Consider the following 19,570-nt stretch of genomic DNA (forward strand, 5'->3'; position numbering starts at 1 on the left):
CCCCCGCCATATCCCTCAACACCAATTCCGGCGAAACTTCTACCCCATAACGATAAGAAATTTCATAATGGCGCTCTTGGGCTAAATCCTCTTTAGTTTTCTGGCGCTTGGTTTTCATTTCTTCGTATTTTTCCCGACAAAGTAAGGATTGAATAGCAATAAACACAGCATAATTGTATTGATTAATATTCCGAGTTTTCGTAGCTTTCTCTAAGTGATTTTTGGCAGTTTGTTCTAAATGATGGAGTTTTTGAACCGTTCCTTTTAATTGTTCAGTGAACTCGGGAATTTCACCTAATAAACGCTCACATTCTAAAGCTGTTTTCTCAACTTCTGAGACTTCAATTAGATGTCCTTCCGCTTCTAATTCTCTGACTAAAGTTTGGCGGAATTTCCATTGACCTGCATTCACTCGGGCAGCAAATTTAGCCCAAGTCTGAGTATGTTTGGGAGTCAGTTGCTCATCAAAATCTATTAATAAGTTAAAATCAATTTCTTGTAGAATCTGAAGATTGCGTTTAAACACCTTATTTTTAGTTGCCAATAAGGGTTTCCAATAACTACAGCGATTGCCAATTTGACCACAACCATAGTTCGCCGCCCAAACATGACAAGGAACATTTAAGTCTCGAACCCGGGCTAAAAACTGACAAGCATCTTTAACATTAATTGCCCCTTGGAAAATCCCAAATACCGCTTGAAAATGATTGTAGAGATCAATACTAACTCCTGTGCCAATTGTGGGAGAAGTAATAATAATATCATAATCTTTAATATGATTATTGATATCTTCCATACAGCCAAAAGCCGCATGGGTTTCATCAGCAACGGTTTCTGAATCAATTCGCAAAATCTTCAACTCAGGAAAAGATGCTTGCAGTTGACTTTCTAAATTAATACAAGAAAACTTCCCTTTAACTTTCTGACTATCTAAAACCATGAGAATCGGAGCTTTCCCTACGGATTCATAGAGTTGAGTTATCAGATGGGACGCATTTGATTGATTATAAACAATAATTTTCCGTTGTTGATTATGCTTATATTCATTGATATAAACCTGGGGATTAACTTTAAATCCAGCACAATCGATTAAATAATCAATCGCATAATCCGATAAATCAGCATCTTGAGCAATAATTAATCCCTCAGAACCCAAAACGGTTTGCATTAACTCGGTGAACATTCGACACAAAATGGCTCGTTTATCTATGCAGGTTGAACTATTGAGTAAATGCCAGATAATTTGTTCAACTTCATCTAAAATAATAACCGCATCTGACCATTCCGAAGGATTAAACTTAGCTTGACTTAGGGGATGTAAACTATCAATACATAAGCCAAAACCAAAGATAGAATCCTCTGGATTTTCCTTCTGGTCTTCCACCCAAACTAACCCCAATCTCTTACAAATTGAGCGCCCTAATTGAATCCGATGGCTAATCACCAAAACTTTCCGACCAATGCCCATGGATTCTTGAATCAACTTAATGAGATTCTCAGTTTTTCCGGTTCCTTTTCCTGACTTAATACAAACTAATCCCTGTTCTGGAAACTTCAGGTCTAAATAACGACTATTAAGTTTAGTTGCGGGATAAGTAATAGAATATTCTTTCTGATAGTTCCAATACTCTAAATCCGTAGCTTGAGCAAATAATTCATCAAATTGACCTTCCCCATGATGGACAAGAAAATCATCCACACCTTTATCTGGCCCAGGTAAACTGATTACCCAAGGGGGAGACTTCAAGGATTTCAAACATTGACCCAGTTTGGAGATTTCTCGATTAACTGCAATTCGGGTAGTCCGTTTCTGGTCATGGTCAAAACAAATATAGAATGGTCGGCTATTGGTTGCAAACCGTTCTAGTTCAGGAAGCAGGAAACTCCGCAGCTTCAAACCATTACTATCTCGTTCAACTCGTACCCCCCCGTTAATACCAGGTAAACCAATGGCCACATAACCAGCAGTTAATAAAGCACCAGCTTTCTTCGCCCCTTCACAAATCGTAATGGGAATATTATTCTCTAGTACCCAATCCCAAAACCCGATATCTTCCTTAGACAGTAAGGAATCTAATAAACTATCGTATCCGTTGAGCAAATGCGCCGGGGAAATATTGAAGGGAAGTTGCCAATGATGTTGTAGTCGTTGTGAATATTCGGTGACCAAGCCATGTTTCAAGGCAATCTTTAGACCAATACGCCAAGATACCGAGAGTTGAAAAATACTGGTGGTGACTTTTGGGGGATGTTCGTATTTGATGACCTTGGCTTTCCCGGTATTCAGGTCTGGGATTTGTCTGGGTTTATCAGGTTTAAAACAGCCCCAGTTTCCTAGACCCTGACAATACCAGCCCCCAGCTTCCAAGTGTTGATAGGTGTGGAGGGTAGAACTATTGAGTCTTCCGGTGTTGAGTCGCTTGAGTTGTGGCGAATAAAGTAAATACTCGGCGGGTTGATATCCTTCTAAGGAAACAACATTTAGTTCAATGATATCTTGATGGACTCCAGAGCCTTGCCATTCAATAAAATGCGGTTCCTTGAGAAAATAAGGAGAAAAAGTTGAGTAAACGCTTGCATCGCACCCTGATTGTGCTAATATATCCATAAGTTTATGAAAGGGTTTCCACAAAACCCTGGTTGAATGAATAAGTATCACCCGCAGAAGCCTTGCCAAAGATTACTGTGGGTGATTTCAGTTTAAGCCGAAATGGTTTGAAAAATCAATCAATCTCAGTAATATTTAACATACGACTTGAGAAACGCTTGGATTTAAAGCCCAAAGCATTAGCCCGTCAGGATTGTCTAAGTCCTAGCAGTTTGGACGGCCATTAAAATACCTCCCACAAGATCCTTCACCCCTCACCCCATATTGAATCAAATAATCTTCATAAGTTTTGACCCGTTCAGGTGGTGAAACAACTTTATAGTTAGGAGCAAACCGATCCCTTTCAAGACAACCGGAGCCGCCGTTATTCTGTAAGCAATAAAAAGCCTCCGATCCCTCCTCAATCTCAATAGGCTTCTGTGGTTTTTTTACAACAACTAGGGGCGGTTCCGATGGTTGAGTAGGTGTTGTTAATTTCTGATTACTGATACTGGGTTTAGGTTGTTGCTGTGCAGATGACTTGGTGATAGTTTGACGACTATTAACTACATGAATAATTCCCCCAATTAAACTAACGGTGATGGTAGCGATCGCAATCCCTTTTAACAATATCAATCTAGGCGGTTTGTTTTCATCCAGTATTGAAGCTGTCGGGGTAATATTAATTGTTTGCATATCTTCACCGGGTTAGTATTAATAAAAGTGTCGTAGCATCGTAGCGTCGTAGGTGTCGTAACGTTATAGCTTCCCCCTCTAACTCGCCTTTACGACGGGTTACGACGGGGTTACGACGGGTTACGACGGGGTTACGACGTTACGACGGTTTACGACGGGGTAGGAGATTCTAACCAAATTGTTTCCCCCTCAGTTGTCATCAACAAATAACCTTTATCAGCAATGAAACGGCAAGCATTGAGATAGTTTTGCTTAGTCCATCTCTCACCATCACTTGAAATTGTCAAACCTTTTAACATCTCATTTAACCTAACCTTCCCCCCTTGTTTGACTACCCATCGAACTATTTTGGCTTGCTCTATAGATAGGTTGGGATAGTCAGAATCTAAGGGGGGTTTATCAAAATTAAATCGGGGTAACTGTGGTTCAGGTTTTGAAGGTTGATAATCCTCCTCAAAATCTTCTGATTGTTCCGATTCAAAGACCGGAATTGATGATTTATCTAAGAATCTAGGCTGAATCAAATTAGCCGGAGCATTACCTTTTTTCTTGTATTGAGCATGGTGCTTATGGGTGGGATGTTCTGCTATCTGGAGAGGGTTTGAACCGCTAATTACAGCCGAATAAGCTGTATCTTTAATGTGTAAAAATCTAGGGTCATCATGTTTCCATTTATTGTCGATTTCTCCCCTTGCAGAAGCACCACAGAGTATTAGTAAAAAGTTGTTCCTAAACTTCCCGTCAATGCCTATGGCTTCTGTATTGTGGCTTTGCATGAGCCCCAACAAACAGATATCAAACTTCCGGGCATTGGAAAGTTTGCGGATTGCATAGATAAAAGTATTTCTGCGTTTTTGTTTACCAGGCAAGGGGCTAATGGTATCCAGTTGTTCCAATTCGCTCAGGGTATCGTTGATTTCATCCAGGCAGACAATTATCGGGTGTCCGTCTTGATGTTTTCGCCGCTCAATTTCCTCAATCAACCAACAGAGAACTTGATAAATTACCTGAACATCGGACTCGATACGGGGGAATCCCATCTGTTGCCAGATGATATTTTTTTGTTGGTGAATGTCAAGTACAATCACTTCCGCAGGAGTAACGGCGGTTAATTTCCCGACAATAAAACCACCAGCGAGTGAAGTCTTAGCACTGCCGGAGTTCCCCCCAACTAAGATTCCAGAAGCTTCATCGGCTAAATTTTCCCAGTTGTAAAAGTCCAACTGTTCAGGGAGTTGGTTAAATTCCATCTGATAGTAAGTATTCATTCCCCCCGGTGACATAGGGCTTGGTGGGAACAGAATATTTTGTACAGTTTGAACTTCCGCAGCTTGATAAAGACCATAAATCTCGTCTTGGGTGTCGCGTTTAATAATATTTAGTTCTTCTTCCTTCAGGCCCTTAATTGAAAGGGCGATCGCCCCAACCCCAAACAGTCCAGTAACCCCCGCCGAGTAGAACCGACTAGGGTTAAGTCCGGGGTTTACTGTACTCCAACCAAGGGCAAGGAACCCGCCAGCGCAACAAACCAAGGAACTCACAGCAGCTTCATGATTTTCTAACCAGTCTAAAAATTCATCTAAAACCCCCATCCCCAAATCACCCCCATTAAATATGTAATTAAAGTGATTGATGAAAGTGTTAATAGGACATTAGGAGAAGTTGCAAATTGACCTGAATAAATTTGCCTTCCTATTCGGGTACACATCACCAAGCAAGCGATAATTAGACATAAAAAAACTGACCAATACAGCCAGCTAAAGTTAGGGACGGAACGAGAAACTAGACTTAAAAAATGTCCTGCTCCTGTACTCGCTAAACCCGTCCCAAAGTAGAGACTAAATCTTGACATCTATCCCCCTCTTAAATCTGCTTTTCGCTGTTGCATCTTGGCTCGGAACTGTGATAATTGTTGTTGGATTTTTTGGGCTTCAGCTTGCCTCAAAGCAATGTTTTTCTGATATTCCGCAGCTATTCCGTCCATATTAGAATTAAGCTTTTGATTGTGGGAATATTGGGCAAAATTAGCACCCGCAACTTTAGGGATAGTGCCTGTTACAGTCTTTACTAATTTGGCTTCTGTTTTACTAAAAGCTCCCAATTCCTTTCCGTACTCCTGAGACAATTTCTCGTAACCTTCAAGGGTTTTGTGCATGGCTTTGAGAGTTTCTAAATCATCTTTAGAAATCATCCAGCCCTTTGATTCCCATTCCCTTAAAATGTCGGCAGAAGTGCTAATATAAACGCCGTTCTGAGGTCTGTATTCAGGGGTGATTAGGTTTGGTGGGATAGGTGAAATATCCCCTTTAATGGCTATTTTAGGGTCGGTAGCAGTATTGTTTTTACTCCCTCCGAATATTCTGCCAATGGCGTTAAATATTCCCATTAGAAACCCCCCATCATTTGCATAACTAAACCGTCATATTGATAGGGTGATATGCCCTCAAGTTGTCGTAGGATGCGCTGGAATCGTGATATAATCGCTTTCATAATTAATCCTTCGTGATGGTTGGATTTATTAGAGAGGCGGCTTTCTAGCAGGATGACCGTCTCTCTTAGTTGGTTTATTTGTTCAATGATTTCTTGATAGTCATGACATCGACTTTCTGAGTCCGAACTGCTGTTTTTTTCTTGCTGTTCTGTTGGTGGCTTGTGGCTTGCTTCCCCAAGTCCTGAACAGTTTTATCAGGTGTTCCCTTGTTAGTTTTGCCCAAACTTTCTAACTGGGAATTAATGATTTTTTGGAAGTCTGAATTTATTGCAGTTTGGAGGTTATAGGCTTGCTGTAAACCGCTTAACTGGGATTGCAATAACCCGGTAATCAGGGCAACGCTCCCAGCATCACCAATAGCGGTTCCGGTTTCGTACTGGGTTCGGATATGTTCATTGGTTAACCCCTCCTGAACTGAACCCACGGCTCCAATATGGTCAGCTAAGTTTTGATGAACTGGGTTAGATAAAGCTAATTCTCGCAGGGCAGCTAAATCCGATTGACTGATGGCGTCCTGATTTAATCCCAATTCGTTCACCAAAGCTAAGGCCCCTTGTCCGAGTTCGGCTTCGACTTCATCCCAGTCGATAAACTCCTCTGAGTCCTCAATGCTGAAGCTCTCAGGGGTTGGTGTTTCTGACTTTGGAACTGTGCCGCCGTTTAGCTTTTGGGGAGAAGTTCCGGTCAAGTGATTGGCGATCGCCACACCCTCCCCCTCGGTCAAATTGTCTGGGTCAAAACCAAGGTCAAGGGCAGTCTTGATTAATAGTTTCTCGTTAATTTTAAGCTGCTTCGATAAGTTTTGCATTGTTGATTGTTGCATCGGTTTGACGTTGTTGTTGGATGTCATTTTTGTAATTCTCCAAAGTAAATAGTTGACTGTTCTCGATAACGTAACTTTGGTAAGCATCGGGGGGAAGTTTCCTGGTTTTGATGCCTATCCTCCAACAATGAATTAGTTCTAAACAGTAGGCTTGAAAATCATTCCAAGGAGAGCCGGGACTGTAGAATTTACGGAAATCAGGGGAATATTTTATTAACAGTTCTTCCCATTGGCTTAATGTCGTTCTACTCCGGTTTAGTTCCGTCGCTAATTCCTTTTTGTCTACATAAGGAACCGTGCCACGGCTTGAAGTTTTGAGCTTAACTCGCCTCCCTTTGGGGATAACTTCTGGTTCTAAGATTGTGGTCAATGGAAACACCTCCTATGGTGTAGTTAACATTAATAAATGCCCTTAACCGTCCCGATTAGGTAGGTTAGATTAGCTATTGATTTGTCGAGGTTCTGATGGGTGAGAGTCCACTGAGAGATATCTCAGAGTTATTTAACAGTACGTTCTTTAGAAAGTACGTTCAATTGTACTAATGTACGTTCAATAGTACAAGAGGGTAGACGTAACAAATTATGAAGGGATGTACTATAGGGACGTACATCACCTGTGAACGTTACACTGGTACTATGATTAAGGTTATTTTTTATGCCCAGAGAGAAACCAGGTTATAAGCCAATATGTTTTTATGTGGAGGCTGAAAAGCATAAGGAACTTAAGATTAAAGCGGTTCAGGCTGATATCCCGTTGAGTGATTACATTGCTGATATAGTCTTAAATGCTGTAGATGGAGATAATAACGACACTCAAGACATAGAGGGTGATTGCTGTCAGTTCCTCAAGGAATTATTGAACGGTAAAAAGCCCCAAAGTGGGTTAGTGGTCAAAGTCGCTCATCTATTGGATGTCAGACCAGAAAAGCTAAAAGAACTACAGGACAAGTACATCAAAAGCGGTGGTGTAGATGTTGAAGCTACTGCAATGTCCTAAATGCCAAATAGCCATAGGGCGCGAAACGGTTAAATTTTCCTTGCCATCGCGTTCTCAGGCGTTAGAATTTGTTGACTCCCAGACTGATGCAATTGTCAGATTCTTGAACCATTGGGGATTAAGGGAGGCAACGATAACCTACCCGAGCTCTAACGGTGAAAAATCTATCCCTATCCCTGCAACTCTACAAAATTCAGAGGAATCTATGATAAAAGGTTTAACTGATGTCCAATGGTTAAGAATTGCTGAGGAAATAATGAACGAAACCCGTCCGACTTTCCTTGTTAACATGACTCAGCACAAGAATGTCCTAGTCAATTCGGCGGCTTGTGAGTTGATGGGGTGCAGTGCCGATGAACTGTTAAGCCGGGACTTAGCTCCATTATGGGTTCCCCCCGGTGAACTTAAACCCATCAGTTATAGTGTTCAACTTCCCCCGCACCTTGCAGAATTTCACAAACTATTAAGCCAACAATCGGAATTAATAAACCACACTTTCACTAACTGGAAACCCGCCGGCGATAATTCAGATGCTCACTGGGTACGTTGGAACGATGATATTAGATTTGTAGAACTGGACGGCAACCCATACCGCTTGATGCGAGTTAACGGGTTTGAAACTATTAGAGCTTGACCTGATTGTGCGATCGCCCACAAAACTCCCAAAACACAAACTCCCCAAAGCCGAAAAGCTAAGGGGATGTTTTTTTGTGGCACGGTAAAAAGTTCCGGCGGGGGGTGTTTGACACCCTGAAAAAATCTGGGATATTCTCAAAACTTTACATCGTGATAAATTTTGCGCGTATCTTGTCTTTACCCCAATGGATAGGACAGAATTATCTTTGGACAATCCCTCTATATATCAAGTCCGGCGAAGAAGAAGCAAAGGCTTTCAAATTGCCGTGCGTATTAAGAATACCAACATAATTTGGATAGCTCAATGGTTGACCGGGCGCCCAATTCCAAAAGTCAAAAGCCGACCCATCAATCCACCTCCAGTCGTACCCATCTCTTACCAATCCAATCCATAAGTATTCATCACGATAAGTATCAGCTAAAAACTGGCTTGTTTCAACATCATGAATGCTGGCTAATATCCCGTACGCACTATCTGCTTGACTTTGTGCACATTCCCATGTGCCAGGATTTGTCAAGAAATAATGACTACCTTCGTAGGTGGTGTAGGCAACATCGGGACTTAGTAACTCACAATCACTCGCTTGTGTCTGACTAGCGACTGCCAGAATGATAAGTATTACTCCAATAAATATTAGTCCAGTATTCAAAATTTGATTGATAAGTTTTGCTAATTTCATGATGGAATTACTCCAAAAAGTATAGGAATATGATCATAATATCAACCTGAACTATTATTAAAGTCAATTCTAGTTTAAAAATGCTAACAATTTTTGATCTTAAATGTCCAGTTCAAGCATTGAGCCTATGGTAATACAATTTAGGATCATTTTTGAGCGTGAGTTTTTTTTAAAACAATACAAGTAACCGAAATATCTCTAAATAACCATAAACTATAACGCAGGGAATTAAGCCATCGTAGCGGCTGATAAATTGGTAACAATAGTCGAATCATCATTACTATTAAATAGAGAAAAGGTGGTACAGATGTACACTGAATTAACTTGCCACCTTCAATAATTTCGCCGTGAACCATTTCCAATTCAGGAAAAAGTTGACATAATTGATTAATATTAGGACGAAATAGAGTATCAATAGGGTCTAAATGTAAAGGGAATTTATATGGAACTGTCACAAATAAATAGCCATTAATGGGAATAATAGAGCTAATATTATGACAAATTTCCTCTTGATTTAAAATGTGTTCCAATAAATTAGAACAAAGAACCGATTTGATTTTCAATTCTGCAATTTTTTCCAAAAAAACGAGATCATTTAAGTCTCCTACTAAATCAACGCCGCCGTCTTGTTTTAGATCAGCGTGGATCACCAAATTACCCTTTTCTCTAGGAGATCTGAATAAATATTGATCTATCCAAGGTTGTTCTTTTTCTCGAAAAATATTGCTAGAACTCCCAAGATTTAAAAGAGGAAAAACGGTTTTTTCATCAAGAGAATTAATCATTTTTCCTAACCATTGTGCTTCTTCTCGTAACATAATATTTTTTGACGATTAAAATTTAAAGTTCTAATTTATTGACCTTCCTTGAAGATGCGAGTACCTCCTGAAATTATTTACACCAGGTTAGGTTAAAACTCGCCCCTCACAACAAATCATCTAATAAATTCGTAATTTCTCCCTGAGCATTTTGGCGATTATCGTCATAAATCATTTGTGTAAAGGTTACAGCGATTAGTTATAACAAAACTTTACAGCGTGTCCTATTTTGCGCGGATCTCGGCTTTACCCCGTTAACCTATAGGCTACTGTTGTCAGATGGTAAAGGTTCTGGGGGAGGGTTGTGAAGTAATACAGGTATATTCACAGGGGTATCGTCAATAGGGGAAAGCATAGAAAGGATGGAAACAGCCCCTCTAACCTGTTCGGGTTGAACCTCTAAATATTGCTGTAGTTGCTCAAGGTTGCGATGCCCTGAGACTTCCTGAATGGTTCGGAGTGGGATACCAGCATTACTCATCAAGGTTAAAGCGGTGCGACGCATTGAATGGGTACTAGCCCCATCAATCTCAACCCGGTCAAAAGCTTTTTTAAGAACCCGACTGGCAGAACGAGGGTTCAAATGAGTGGCTTGGTTGTCTCGGAACACACCACCGGGAAACAACCATTTTCTACCCGCTTCTGGTCTGTACTTTTCTAAATACCCCCTCAACTCATCAATCACTGGGATGGTTCGGGTGGCTAGTTTTCCCTTGGTGTTGGACTTCCGAAAGGTTAACTCAACTCTAACGTTGCCTCTCCTGTCGTAAACATCCAAGGTGTGAAGGGTGCAAGCTTCGTTAATCCTTGCCGCCGTAAACAAACAGACAGCAAAAATTACCCTATCTCTGAGGTTGTGCAAACCTTCATTAAATAGGATCTGGATTTCATCATGGCTGAGTATTTTGGCTTTCCCGTGTCTGTTTACTTTCAAGATTTGCACCCATACCCGTTAAGAGGATTGTTAGGGCGTGGGTAGTGCCTTTGCAAGTGGCTTAAAAAATCAATATGGTTTCGTGCAAAAGTTACACACAATGAAGTTCATTTTTTACATTCATCATTGCGGGTTGCTTATCCTTTTTATTTTGCTCATCTGGTTTCAGTGAATAATCCAAACGAGTCCAGACATATTGATTTATTTGCACCTCCTGTTATTCGTTATGTTATCGGTTATTGATTACGTTATTGGTTATGTTATTCATTACCTCAACGGGTCAAGGAAAAACTACACTGTAGGAAAGGCTTGAGGGGAAACATCAATAAATATCAGAGGGTTAATAAAAATTAATAAATCTGTCCATGAGTTTAAATCGTTATCCCGATAATTGGAAAGAACTAGCTTTGGCAGTTAAGGAAGCGGCGAACTGGCAATGTCAACGATGTGGTCGTTTGTGTCTAAAACCGGGAGAAACCTTACCCGACAACCTAAAACGCCGAGCTTATGTGTTGCAAGTGCATCATTGGAATCTTGACCCTAGTGATAATCGTTTAGAAAATTTAGTCGCTCTCTGTACCAGTTGCCATCTGGCTTGTCATTGTCGAAGTCGAGGAAATATCTCGCCGGGGCAGTTATTCCTTGACTTAAAACTCTAAGGAAAAACCGCCTGTGGAGAACAAAAATCAAGGCAATGTTTAATTAAAACCTAGGTGTAAGTACCAGAACAAGAGAAACCTCAACTATTATATTTCCGGCTCCGAGTCAAAGAGATCGGGTTGCCGATTCTGTTGTTCCAGATCGCAAATGGATTAATTAATCTACTCCTTAACGTAATAACTCCAAAGGATCTATAGTAGATTTAAGGGCTTTCTTTTCGCTCCTCATTTTCCTACCGTTTATGGCAACCCCAACCCCGATTCCAGACCCAGGGCAACTTGTAGAGGTGCGAGGAAGACGATTTTCAGTTATTGATGTCGAATCTTCTTCCCTTCCTCAAAACCCCTTAACCCTAAGTTTTACCTTCTCTAAACACCATTTAGTTACCCTCACTTCAGTCGAAGATGATGGTTTAGGAGAGGAATTGCAAGTCATCTGGGAACTGGAACCTGGGGCTTGTATTTATGAATCTAAAGAACTGCCCTATCCCAACGGGTTTGATGCGCCAGAACGATTAGATGCCTTTCTCGATGCTGTGCGTTGGGGAGCTTCCTCCAGTGCTGATGTCCGTTCTGTACAATCTCCCTTTCGCAGTGGTGTCGATATTGAAGATTACCAACTTGACCCCGTTGTGAGAGCGATTCAAATGCCCAGGGTCAATCTTTTAGTCGCCGATGATGTGGGGTTAGGAAAAACCATTGAAGCGGGATTGGTCGCCCAAGAATTAATTTTACGCCAACGAGTCCAACGCATTTTAATCATTTGCCCATCTTCTCTGCAAATCCAATGGCAAGAACAAATGCGGGATAAATTCGGTTTAGAGTTTCGGATTGTCAATCGAGACTTAATGCGAGACTTAAGAAGAAATCGGGGACTGCACGTTAATCCTTGGACACATTTTCCTCGGTTAATTTCATCAATTGATTTTCTCAAACGAGATCGACCCTTACGCTTATTTCGAGAAGCTCTACCCAGTGAAGGGGAATCGATTTATCCCCGTCGTTTTGATTTATTAATTGTCGATGAAGCTCATAATATTGCCCCATCAGGGGGGGGAAATTATGCCATTGATTCTCAACGCACCGCAGCAATTCGTTTAATTGAACCCCATTTTGAACATAAACTTTTTCTAACCGCCACACCACATAACGGTTATCCTGAAAGTTTTACCGCTTTATTAGAATTATTGGATTCTCAACGATTTGCCCGAGGCGTTGCACCAGACCAGAATCAATTACAAGTCGTTATGGTGCGACGGTTAAAATCAGAAATTACCGATTGGGATGGCACACCCCGCTTCCCTGAACGACAATTAGAAGCCATTTCCGTTAACTATAGCGACGCTGAACGCGAAGCGAATCGCTTGTTAACTCAATATACTCAACTCCGGCGAAAAAATCCCCAGAATCAAGTCGAATTAACAGCTACAGAATTTGTTTTAAAACTATTGAAAAAACGCCTGTTTTCTTCCCCAATGGCATTTTTAACAACCTTAGAAAAACATGATCAAACTCTACAAAAAGCTAAACCTCGCACCTCTCGTACTGTCTCCAAACCGACACCTGGAATTTTACGCCGCCAGTTAGATCTAATTGATGAAGAATTTGGGGATGATGATTTGTATGAAACCACAACAGAGGATGCGATCGCTACTACTTCTTCTTTATTTCGAGAACTAACCCCCGAAGAAAGAATAATCCTCAATCGCTTAAAACAATGGGCAGAAGCCGCTTCTCCGGTTCCTGATTCTAAAGCCAAAGAACTCCTGAATTGGATTCAAACCTATATTAAACCCAATAATCAATGGTCTACGGAACGGGTAATTATCTTCACCGAATATCGCACCACCCAAAAATGGTTATATGAACTTTTAGCCACCCAAGGACTCGCGGAAAATGACCGTTTAATGACCCTCTATGGAGGAATGAAAGCGGAAGACCGAGAACGAATTAAAGCCGCCTTCCAAGCCAGTCCAGAACTGTCTAATGTCCGCATTCTCCTGGCTACCGATGCTGCTTCCGAAGGCTTAGATTTACAAAATCATTGTTCTCGTTTAATTCATTATGAAATTCCTTGGAACCCGAACCGCATGGAACAACGAAACGGCCGTATTGACCGTCATGGGCAAAAAGCCCAACAGGTAATTATTTATCATTTTGTCGGCAAAAGTTACTCGCAACAATCAACCGTTGGATTATCCCCAGGAGAATTAGAAGGGGATTTAGAATTTTTAATGCGGGCGGCTTTAAAAGTGAATAACATCCGTGAAGATTTAGGAAAAGTGGGGCTAGTAATTGCTATCCAAGTCGAAGAAGCGATGTTAGGAAAACGCCAAACCCTGGACACCACGAAAGCCGAAAAAGAAAGTGAACCTGTGCGACGGTTATTGAAATTTGAACGGAAAATCCGCGAACAAATTCAGAAATTAAAAGAACAATTAGATGAAACCCGCACTAGCTTAAGATTAGATCCCAGTAATATTGAATCTGTGGTTAAAGTTGGTTTAGAATTAGCCGGACAACCTCCGTTAATCCCCTATAAACACTATCCTTCAGCTTTTATTCTTCCCCCCTTAAAAGGCAGTTGGGCAGCGTGCAGTCAGGGGTTAGCCCATCCCCACACCGGAGAAATTCGCCCCATTGTTTTTGACCCTGATTTAACGAGAGGACGGGACGATTTGGTTTTAATTCATTTGAACCATCGCTTGGTTCAGATGTGTTTACGCTTACTTCGAGCAGAGGTTTGGTCACGGGAAGGGAATAAAAACTTACATCGGGTGACGATTAAAGTTGTTCCGAATTCAATCTTAGAATATCCGGCTGTTGTAGCTTACGGGCGATTAGTTATTTTAGGGAGTGACCAACATAGATTACATGAAGAATTAATCACCGCCGGGGGAACCTTAGAACAAGGAAAATTTAACCCGTTAAAGGTGATGAAATTGGAAAACGTGATTCAATCTGCAATTCCTAATTTGGTTTCGGACGAAATGAAAGAACGGTTGGTTAAGGCGTGGAATCAATATACTCATCCCTTAATGAAACAGTTAGACAAACGAATGGGAGACCGCAGAACTTCCTTAGAAAAAAGCTTGCAAGACCGATGTGAAAAAGAAGTAGGGGATATCAAGGCAATTTTAACTGAATTGCAACGGAGTATTGAACAAGAATTAGATGAACCGGATTTTGTTCAGTTAGAGTTATTTACTTCAATAGAAAAAGATCAGTTGGAACGCAATCGCAATAGTTTAAAATTAAGATTAGAACAAATTCCCAAAGAAATTGAACGAGAAACCACAGCGATTTATTCTCGATTTTCTAATCCAAAGGCTCGATTATTCCCCATTGCGATTACTTATTTTATTCCCCAAAAACTCAGTTAAAAGTCTAAATTGTCAATCCTCAATTTTTAATTTATATGTCTATTGCTCGTCATCATGCTGAATGGTTATCCTTAATTGAAGCTTCTGGCCCCTTCTTAAGCTTGCAAACCTTATTAGAGGTTTTTCCTCAAGGATTAGATGCCCATGACCCTGAGCGATTTCGGGTTTTACGTCAAGCGTATGAAGAATGGCTAGAAAATCATTCTGATGTGGGAATTCATCGAACTTGGGGAGAATGGGTTTTAAAAGAAATCCTCGAATTTCCTGATGAAGTCCTAAAAACAGGGCAAAACATTCCCCAAGGTTTAAAAGTCTTTATTCCTGAACATCAAGAAACCCTGCGCCCGGATTATATTGTTAATTCAATAGATGATTCAGCCGATTCAAACCGCCCTAAAATTCGTTTATTGGTGCAAATTTATCCTCCCGAACAAGCGTTAGAAAAAACCCTAAAAAATTCTCGCTGGTCAGCGTCTCCCGCAACTCGGATGATGGAATTACTTCGGGGAACAGGAGTCTGGTTAGGATTAATTACCAATGGGGAACATTGGATGTTAATTAATGCCCCGACGGGAACCAATGAAATCGCCCCAGGGATTAAATATAATACCCCTTCCCCAACCGTTAGTTATATTTCTTGGTATGCCAATTTATGGTTAGAAGAAAAAATTACCCTCCAAGCGTTTAGAAGTTTATTAGGGGTGCAACGCTTTTTTGGAGTTTCTGATGACCAAACCTTAGAAGCTTTATTTGTTAAAAGTGCCGATAGTCAACAGGAAGTTACTGACCAATTAGGGTATCAAGTTAGAAAAGCCGTTGAAGTTTTAATTCAAAAAATTGATAAAATTGATCAAGACCGTAACCGTAGCTTATTAAAAAATATTTCACAAACTCAACTTTATGAAGCCGCTTTATTTATGATGATGCGGTTAGTGTTTCTCTTTTCAGCCGAAGAAAAAGGTTTATTACGGTTAGGCGAGTCCCTTTATGATCAATCTTACTCTGTCTCAACCTTACGGTCACAACTGCGAGAAGTTGCTGACCATTATGGGGAAGAAATCTTAGAACGTCGCCATGATGCTTGGTGTCGTTTATTAGCGACATTTCGGGCGGTTTATGGGGGGATAGACCATGATTTATTGCGTTTACCCGCATTAGGTGGCGATTTATTTAACCCCGATAAATTCCCCTTTTTAGAAGGACGAACCGAGGGAAATTGGCAACAAGTTTCCGCCCAACCCATTCCTATTGATAATAGAACTGTTTTACATTTATTAGAAGCGTTACAAATTTTACAAATCAAAGTTCCCGGCGGTGGAACAGAACCCCGACGCTTATCGTTTCGGGCGTTAGATGTGGAACAAATTGGTCATGTGTATGAAGGGTTATTAGACCATACTGCAATTCGGGCAACTTCTCCGGTTTTAGGATTATTAGGAACAAAAGACAAAGAACCTGAAATTACTTTAGATGAATTAGAAATTGCTTTTGCTAAAGGGGAAAATGAGTTCATTAAAATTCTCAAAACTTTAACCGGACGGTCTGAAACGACGTTAAAAAAAGCCGTTGATAGTGCAAACTTTAACAATAATGTCATCCTGAGTGAAAGGAAGGATTTCGGTGGGGTCGTGAAAGATAATAGAGATTCTTCGCAGGCTCAGAATGACAAGAATGATGTCATCCTGAGTGAAACGAAGGATCTCCGTGGTGTCGTGAAGGATAGTAGGGATTCTTCGCAAGCTCAGAATGACAGGAGGGGTTATGCTCAGAATGACAAGAATAATCTTCAGAATGACAGGAGAGGTTATGCTCAGAATGATAACCTTTTAATTGCTTGTAATAATAATTCTGAATTATTAGAACGGGTGAAACCCTTTGTTAATTTAATTCGCTCTGATACCTTTGGTTATCCGGTCATTATTCCCACCGGAAGCGTTTATGTTGCTCAAGGAAATAACCGCCGAGAAACGGGAACCCATTACACTCCTAAAAGTTTAACTGAGGAAATTGTTCGTTATACTTTAGAACCTTTAGTATATCAAGGCGTGGCGGAAGGAAAACTGAAAACCGAGTGGAAGTTAATTCCCGCGCCGGAACTTTTAAACCTGAAAATTTGTGATATGGCGATGGGGTCGGGGGCGTTTTTAGTTCAGGTTTGTCGATATTTAGGAGAACGATTAATAGAAGCCTGGAAAGAAGCAGAAACGGCAAATCCAGGTAAAATTGTGATTGCACCGGATGGTCAATTATCTAAGTCTCGTCCTCAAGAATCGATTATCCCCATTGACGCGACAGAACGGTTAATGGTGGCAAAACGGATTATTGCTGAACGTTGTATTTATGGAGTGGATAAAAACCCCTTAGCGGTGGAAATGGCAAAGTTATCTTTATGGTTAGAAACGTTACAAAAAGATAAACCTTTTACTTTTTTAGACCATGCTTTGAAAGCTGGAGATTCATTAGTGGGAGTGAATTTAGAACAGTTAAAACGGTGGAATTTACAAACTGAGGGGGAATCTTATCAATTAGGAATTGGCGGAGATGATTTACAACAATTATTAGATGAAGTTATTAATTTTCGGTTACAAATTGAATCGAAACCCGTCAATAGTCCCCAAGACCAAAAGGAAAAAGAATATTTACTCCTTCAAGCCAATGCCAGAATTAAGGATTTAAAAGATAGGGCAGATTTATTAATTTCTAGTTATCTCACCAATGTAAAGAAACAGGAACAACAAGACCTACGATTAACTTTATTAATGGTTGCTCAAGGGAAAGCGAGTATTACCAACTATCAACGGGAAATTTTACCTGATTTAAACAGTTTAAATCCCTTCCATTGGGAATTAGAATTTCCTGAAGTCTTCCTAACTGCGAGAAATGAACCCGAATCTAACCTGAATCGTAAATCCAAAATCGTAACTCGTCAATCAACAATCGGTTTTAATGCCCTTGTGGGAAATCCGCCATTTATGGGAGGTCAAAAAATTACAGGAACGTTAGGAACTCCCTATCGAGATTATTTAGTTCAATATTTAGCCAATAATGTCAGAGGAAGTGCCGATTTATGTGCTTATTTCTTTTTAAGAGGGCAACAGTTAATAAGTGAAAAAGGAGGCTTTGGGTTAGTTGCAACCAATACTATTGCCCAAGGAGATACACGAGAAGTCGGGTTAGACCAAATGGTTCAGAATTTACAAACCTCGGCTGTCATCCCCCAGACCCCGACTGTCATTCCCCACGCTCCGACTGTCATTCCCCAGGCCCCGACTATCATCCCCCAGACTCCGACTGTCATCCTGAGTGAAACGAAGGATCTCAGTGGGGTCGTCAAGGATAATAGAGATTCTTCGCAAGCTCAGAATGACAACAACAATGTCATCCTGAGTGAAACGAAGGATCTCAGTGGGGTCGTGAAGGATAGTAGAGATTCTTCGCAAGCTCAGAATGACAATAATGATGCTCAGAATGACAGAAAAGGCGTTATTTATCGGGCGGTTAATAGCCGAAAATGGGAAGGAACCGCAAATTTAGAAGTCGCTTTTGTTTGGATGCGTCAAGGGGAATGGCAAGGAAACTTTATTTTAGATGAAAAACCTGTTAATGGAATTACACCCTTTTTAACAGTACCAGGGAAATTAGCAGGTAATCCTTATCGGTTAATTGCTAATCAAAATAAATCGTTTCAAGGTTCAATTGTTTTAGGAATGGGTTTTGTATTGGAACCGGAAGAAGCTCAAAAATTAATTGAAAAAAATCCTAAAAATCAAGATATATTATTTCCCTATTTGAATGGAGAAGATTTAAACTCTAATCCAGATCAATCTCCGAGTCGTTGGGTGATTAATTTCAAAAATTGGCCGTTAGATGCTGACCATGATGATCCCAAAAAACCTAAAGGTAAACCCTATGCTGTTGATTATCCAGATTGTTTAAAAATTATTGAAGAAAAAGTTAAGCCAGAGAGGGATAAAAATAATCGTAAAGTTTATCGTGATTACTGGTGGCATTATGCGGAGAAACGACCAGCACTTTATGAAGCGATCGCAGATATGGAACGAGTGTTAGCATTTGTTCAAGTTAGTAAAGCCAAATATCCTACTTTTTTGCCTAAAGATATAGTCTATGATCAGGGATTAGTTATTATTGCATCCGCTCAATATAGTGTTTTTAGCGTTCTTTGCTCTAATCTTCATTATTGGTGGGTATTAACTTTCGGATCTAGTTTAGAGACGCGACCTGTTTATACTCCATCAGATTGTTTTCAAACCTTTCCATTCCCCCTTTTCAATAATCAATCCTTAATCGTAAATCATCAATCTAAAATCGTAAATTTAGAAGAAATTGGCGATAAATATTATAATCATCGTCAACAAATCATGTTAACTCGTCAGCAAGGATTAACCAAAACCTATAATCGGTTTCATAACCCCGATGAACAATCCCCAGATATTATAAAATTGCGAGAACTGCACATTGAAATGGATCAAGCTGTTGCTGTGGCTTACGGTTGGGATGATCTCGCCTTAGATCACAATTTCCACGAAACAAAACAAGGAATTCGGTATACAATTAGTGAAGCAGCTAGACGGGAAATATTAGACCGACTGTTGTACCTAAATCATCAACGTTACGCGGAAGAAGTTGAAGCCGGACTTCATGATAAAGGGAAGAAGAAAACGACAAAAAAAAAGCCTAATGAATCAAAAGAACAATTAGAACTTTTTTAATCAACTATTAACTGTAATTCTGAGTATTTTTCCGTTGTAATTCTGAGTATTTTTCCTTTGTAATTCTGAGTGAAACGAAGAATCTCTTAACTATATTATGGGTTAACTAGAGATCCTTCATTTCGCTTCGCTACAT

At 40.3% G+C, this 19,570-nt stretch carries 15 protein-coding genes; 5 read left to right on the plus strand and 10 right to left on the minus strand.

The genetic code is table 11. The annotated features are described in order from the left end of the window. The 7 genes from PL9631_RS00025 to PL9631_RS00050 all read right to left on the minus strand — a co-directional run. The coding region (locus PL9631_RS00025) for a plasmid replication protein, CyRepA1 family (protein ID WP_083616001.1) at positions 1 to 2,608 on the minus strand (2,608 nt) is incomplete at its 3' end. Positions 2,609 to 2,812: 204 nt separating this feature from the next. Beyond that, positions 2,813 to 3,283 carry a hypothetical protein gene (locus tag PL9631_RS00030; protein ID WP_083616002.1) on the minus strand — a complete coding sequence of 157 codons (471 nt, stop codon included), beginning with the start codon at positions 3,281 to 3,283 and terminating at the stop codon, positions 2,813 to 2,815. Between the two features lie 149 nt (positions 3,284 to 3,432). After that, a complete protein-coding gene (locus PL9631_RS00035; protein WP_083616003.1) occupies positions 3,433 to 4,875 on the minus strand; it encodes a hypothetical protein in 1,443 nt (480 codons plus the stop codon). After that, the gene (locus PL9631_RS26575; RefSeq protein WP_083616004.1) at positions 4,863 to 5,135 is read right to left on the minus strand and encodes a hypothetical protein; all 273 of its coding nucleotides are present in this window, start codon (positions 5,133 to 5,135) and stop codon (positions 4,863 to 4,865) included. The genes PL9631_RS00035 and PL9631_RS26575 overlap by 13 nt, the downstream gene beginning before the upstream one ends. Continuing rightward, positions 5,136 to 5,669, minus strand: coding sequence for a hypothetical protein (locus PL9631_RS00040; protein WP_083616005.1), 534 nt, complete (start codon positions 5,667 to 5,669; stop codon positions 5,136 to 5,138). Positions 5,670 to 5,847: 178 nt separating this feature from the next. Next, positions 5,848 to 6,624 (minus strand): hypothetical protein, encoded by a 777-nt coding sequence (locus tag PL9631_RS00045; RefSeq protein ID WP_231516590.1) that lies wholly within the window; start codon positions 6,622 to 6,624, stop codon positions 5,848 to 5,850. Further along, positions 6,557 to 6,967: a hypothetical protein gene (locus PL9631_RS00050; protein ID WP_083616007.1), complete on the minus strand. Its 411-nt coding sequence runs from the start codon at positions 6,965 to 6,967 to the stop codon at positions 6,557 to 6,559. The genes PL9631_RS00045 and PL9631_RS00050 overlap by 68 nt, the downstream gene beginning before the upstream one ends. A gap of 285 nt (positions 6,968 to 7,252) precedes the next feature. Here PL9631_RS00050 and PL9631_RS00055 point away from each other — a divergent pair, with 285 nt between their 5' ends. Together PL9631_RS00055 and PL9631_RS00060 are read left to right on the plus strand one after the other, a co-directional pair. After that, positions 7,253 to 7,594, plus strand: coding sequence for a hypothetical protein (locus tag PL9631_RS00055; RefSeq protein WP_083616008.1), 342 nt, complete (start codon positions 7,253 to 7,255; stop codon positions 7,592 to 7,594). 205 nt (positions 7,595 to 7,799) lie between these two features. Then, on the plus strand, positions 7,800 to 8,228 hold the full coding sequence (locus PL9631_RS00060) for a hypothetical protein (RefSeq protein ID WP_156090394.1): 429 nt from the start codon (positions 7,800 to 7,802) through the stop codon (positions 8,226 to 8,228). 202 nt (positions 8,229 to 8,430) lie between these two features. On the opposite strand, the gene PL9631_RS00065 is transcribed toward PL9631_RS00060, so the two are convergent. The 3 genes from PL9631_RS00065 to PL9631_RS00075 form a co-directional block, all read right to left on the minus strand. Further along, positions 8,431 to 8,910 carry a C-type lectin domain-containing protein gene (locus PL9631_RS00065; RefSeq protein WP_083616010.1) on the minus strand — a complete coding sequence of 160 codons (480 nt, stop codon included), beginning with the start codon at positions 8,908 to 8,910 and terminating at the stop codon, positions 8,431 to 8,433. A gap of 146 nt (positions 8,911 to 9,056) precedes the next feature. Next, positions 9,057 to 9,728 carry a methyltransferase domain-containing protein gene (locus PL9631_RS00070; RefSeq protein WP_083616011.1) on the minus strand — a complete coding sequence of 224 codons (672 nt, stop codon included), beginning with the start codon at positions 9,726 to 9,728 and terminating at the stop codon, positions 9,057 to 9,059. A gap of 259 nt (positions 9,729 to 9,987) precedes the next feature. Beyond that, positions 9,988 to 10,662, minus strand: a complete 675-nt coding sequence (locus tag PL9631_RS00075; protein WP_083616015.1) for a tyrosine-type recombinase/integrase — start codon at positions 10,660 to 10,662, stop codon at positions 9,988 to 9,990. Positions 10,663 to 11,027: 365 nt separating this feature from the next. On the opposite strand from PL9631_RS00075, the gene PL9631_RS00080 reads away from it, so the two are divergent. The 3 genes from PL9631_RS00080 (at position 11,028) to PL9631_RS25955 (ending at position 19,434) form a co-directional block, all read left to right on the plus strand. Continuing rightward, the gene (locus PL9631_RS00080; RefSeq protein ID WP_083616012.1) at positions 11,028 to 11,321 is read left to right on the plus strand and encodes an HNH endonuclease; all 294 of its coding nucleotides are present in this window, start codon (positions 11,028 to 11,030) and stop codon (positions 11,319 to 11,321) included. Positions 11,322 to 11,563: 242 nt separating this feature from the next. Beyond that, the gene (drmD, locus tag PL9631_RS00085; RefSeq protein WP_083616013.1) at positions 11,564 to 14,704 is read left to right on the plus strand and encodes a DISARM system SNF2-like helicase DrmD; all 3,141 of its coding nucleotides are present in this window, start codon (positions 11,564 to 11,566) and stop codon (positions 14,702 to 14,704) included. A 35-nt stretch (positions 14,705 to 14,739) separates the two neighbouring features. Next, positions 14,740 to 19,434, plus strand: a complete 4,695-nt coding sequence (locus PL9631_RS25955) for an Eco57I restriction-modification methylase domain-containing protein (RefSeq protein WP_083616014.1) — start codon at positions 14,740 to 14,742, stop codon at positions 19,432 to 19,434. Positions 19,435 to 19,570: the final 136 nt, after the last annotated feature.

Source organism: Planktothrix paucivesiculata PCC 9631 (assembly GCF_900009265.2).
Taxonomy (GTDB): domain Bacteria; phylum Cyanobacteriota; class Cyanobacteriia; order Cyanobacteriales; family Microcoleaceae; genus Planktothrix; species Planktothrix paucivesiculata.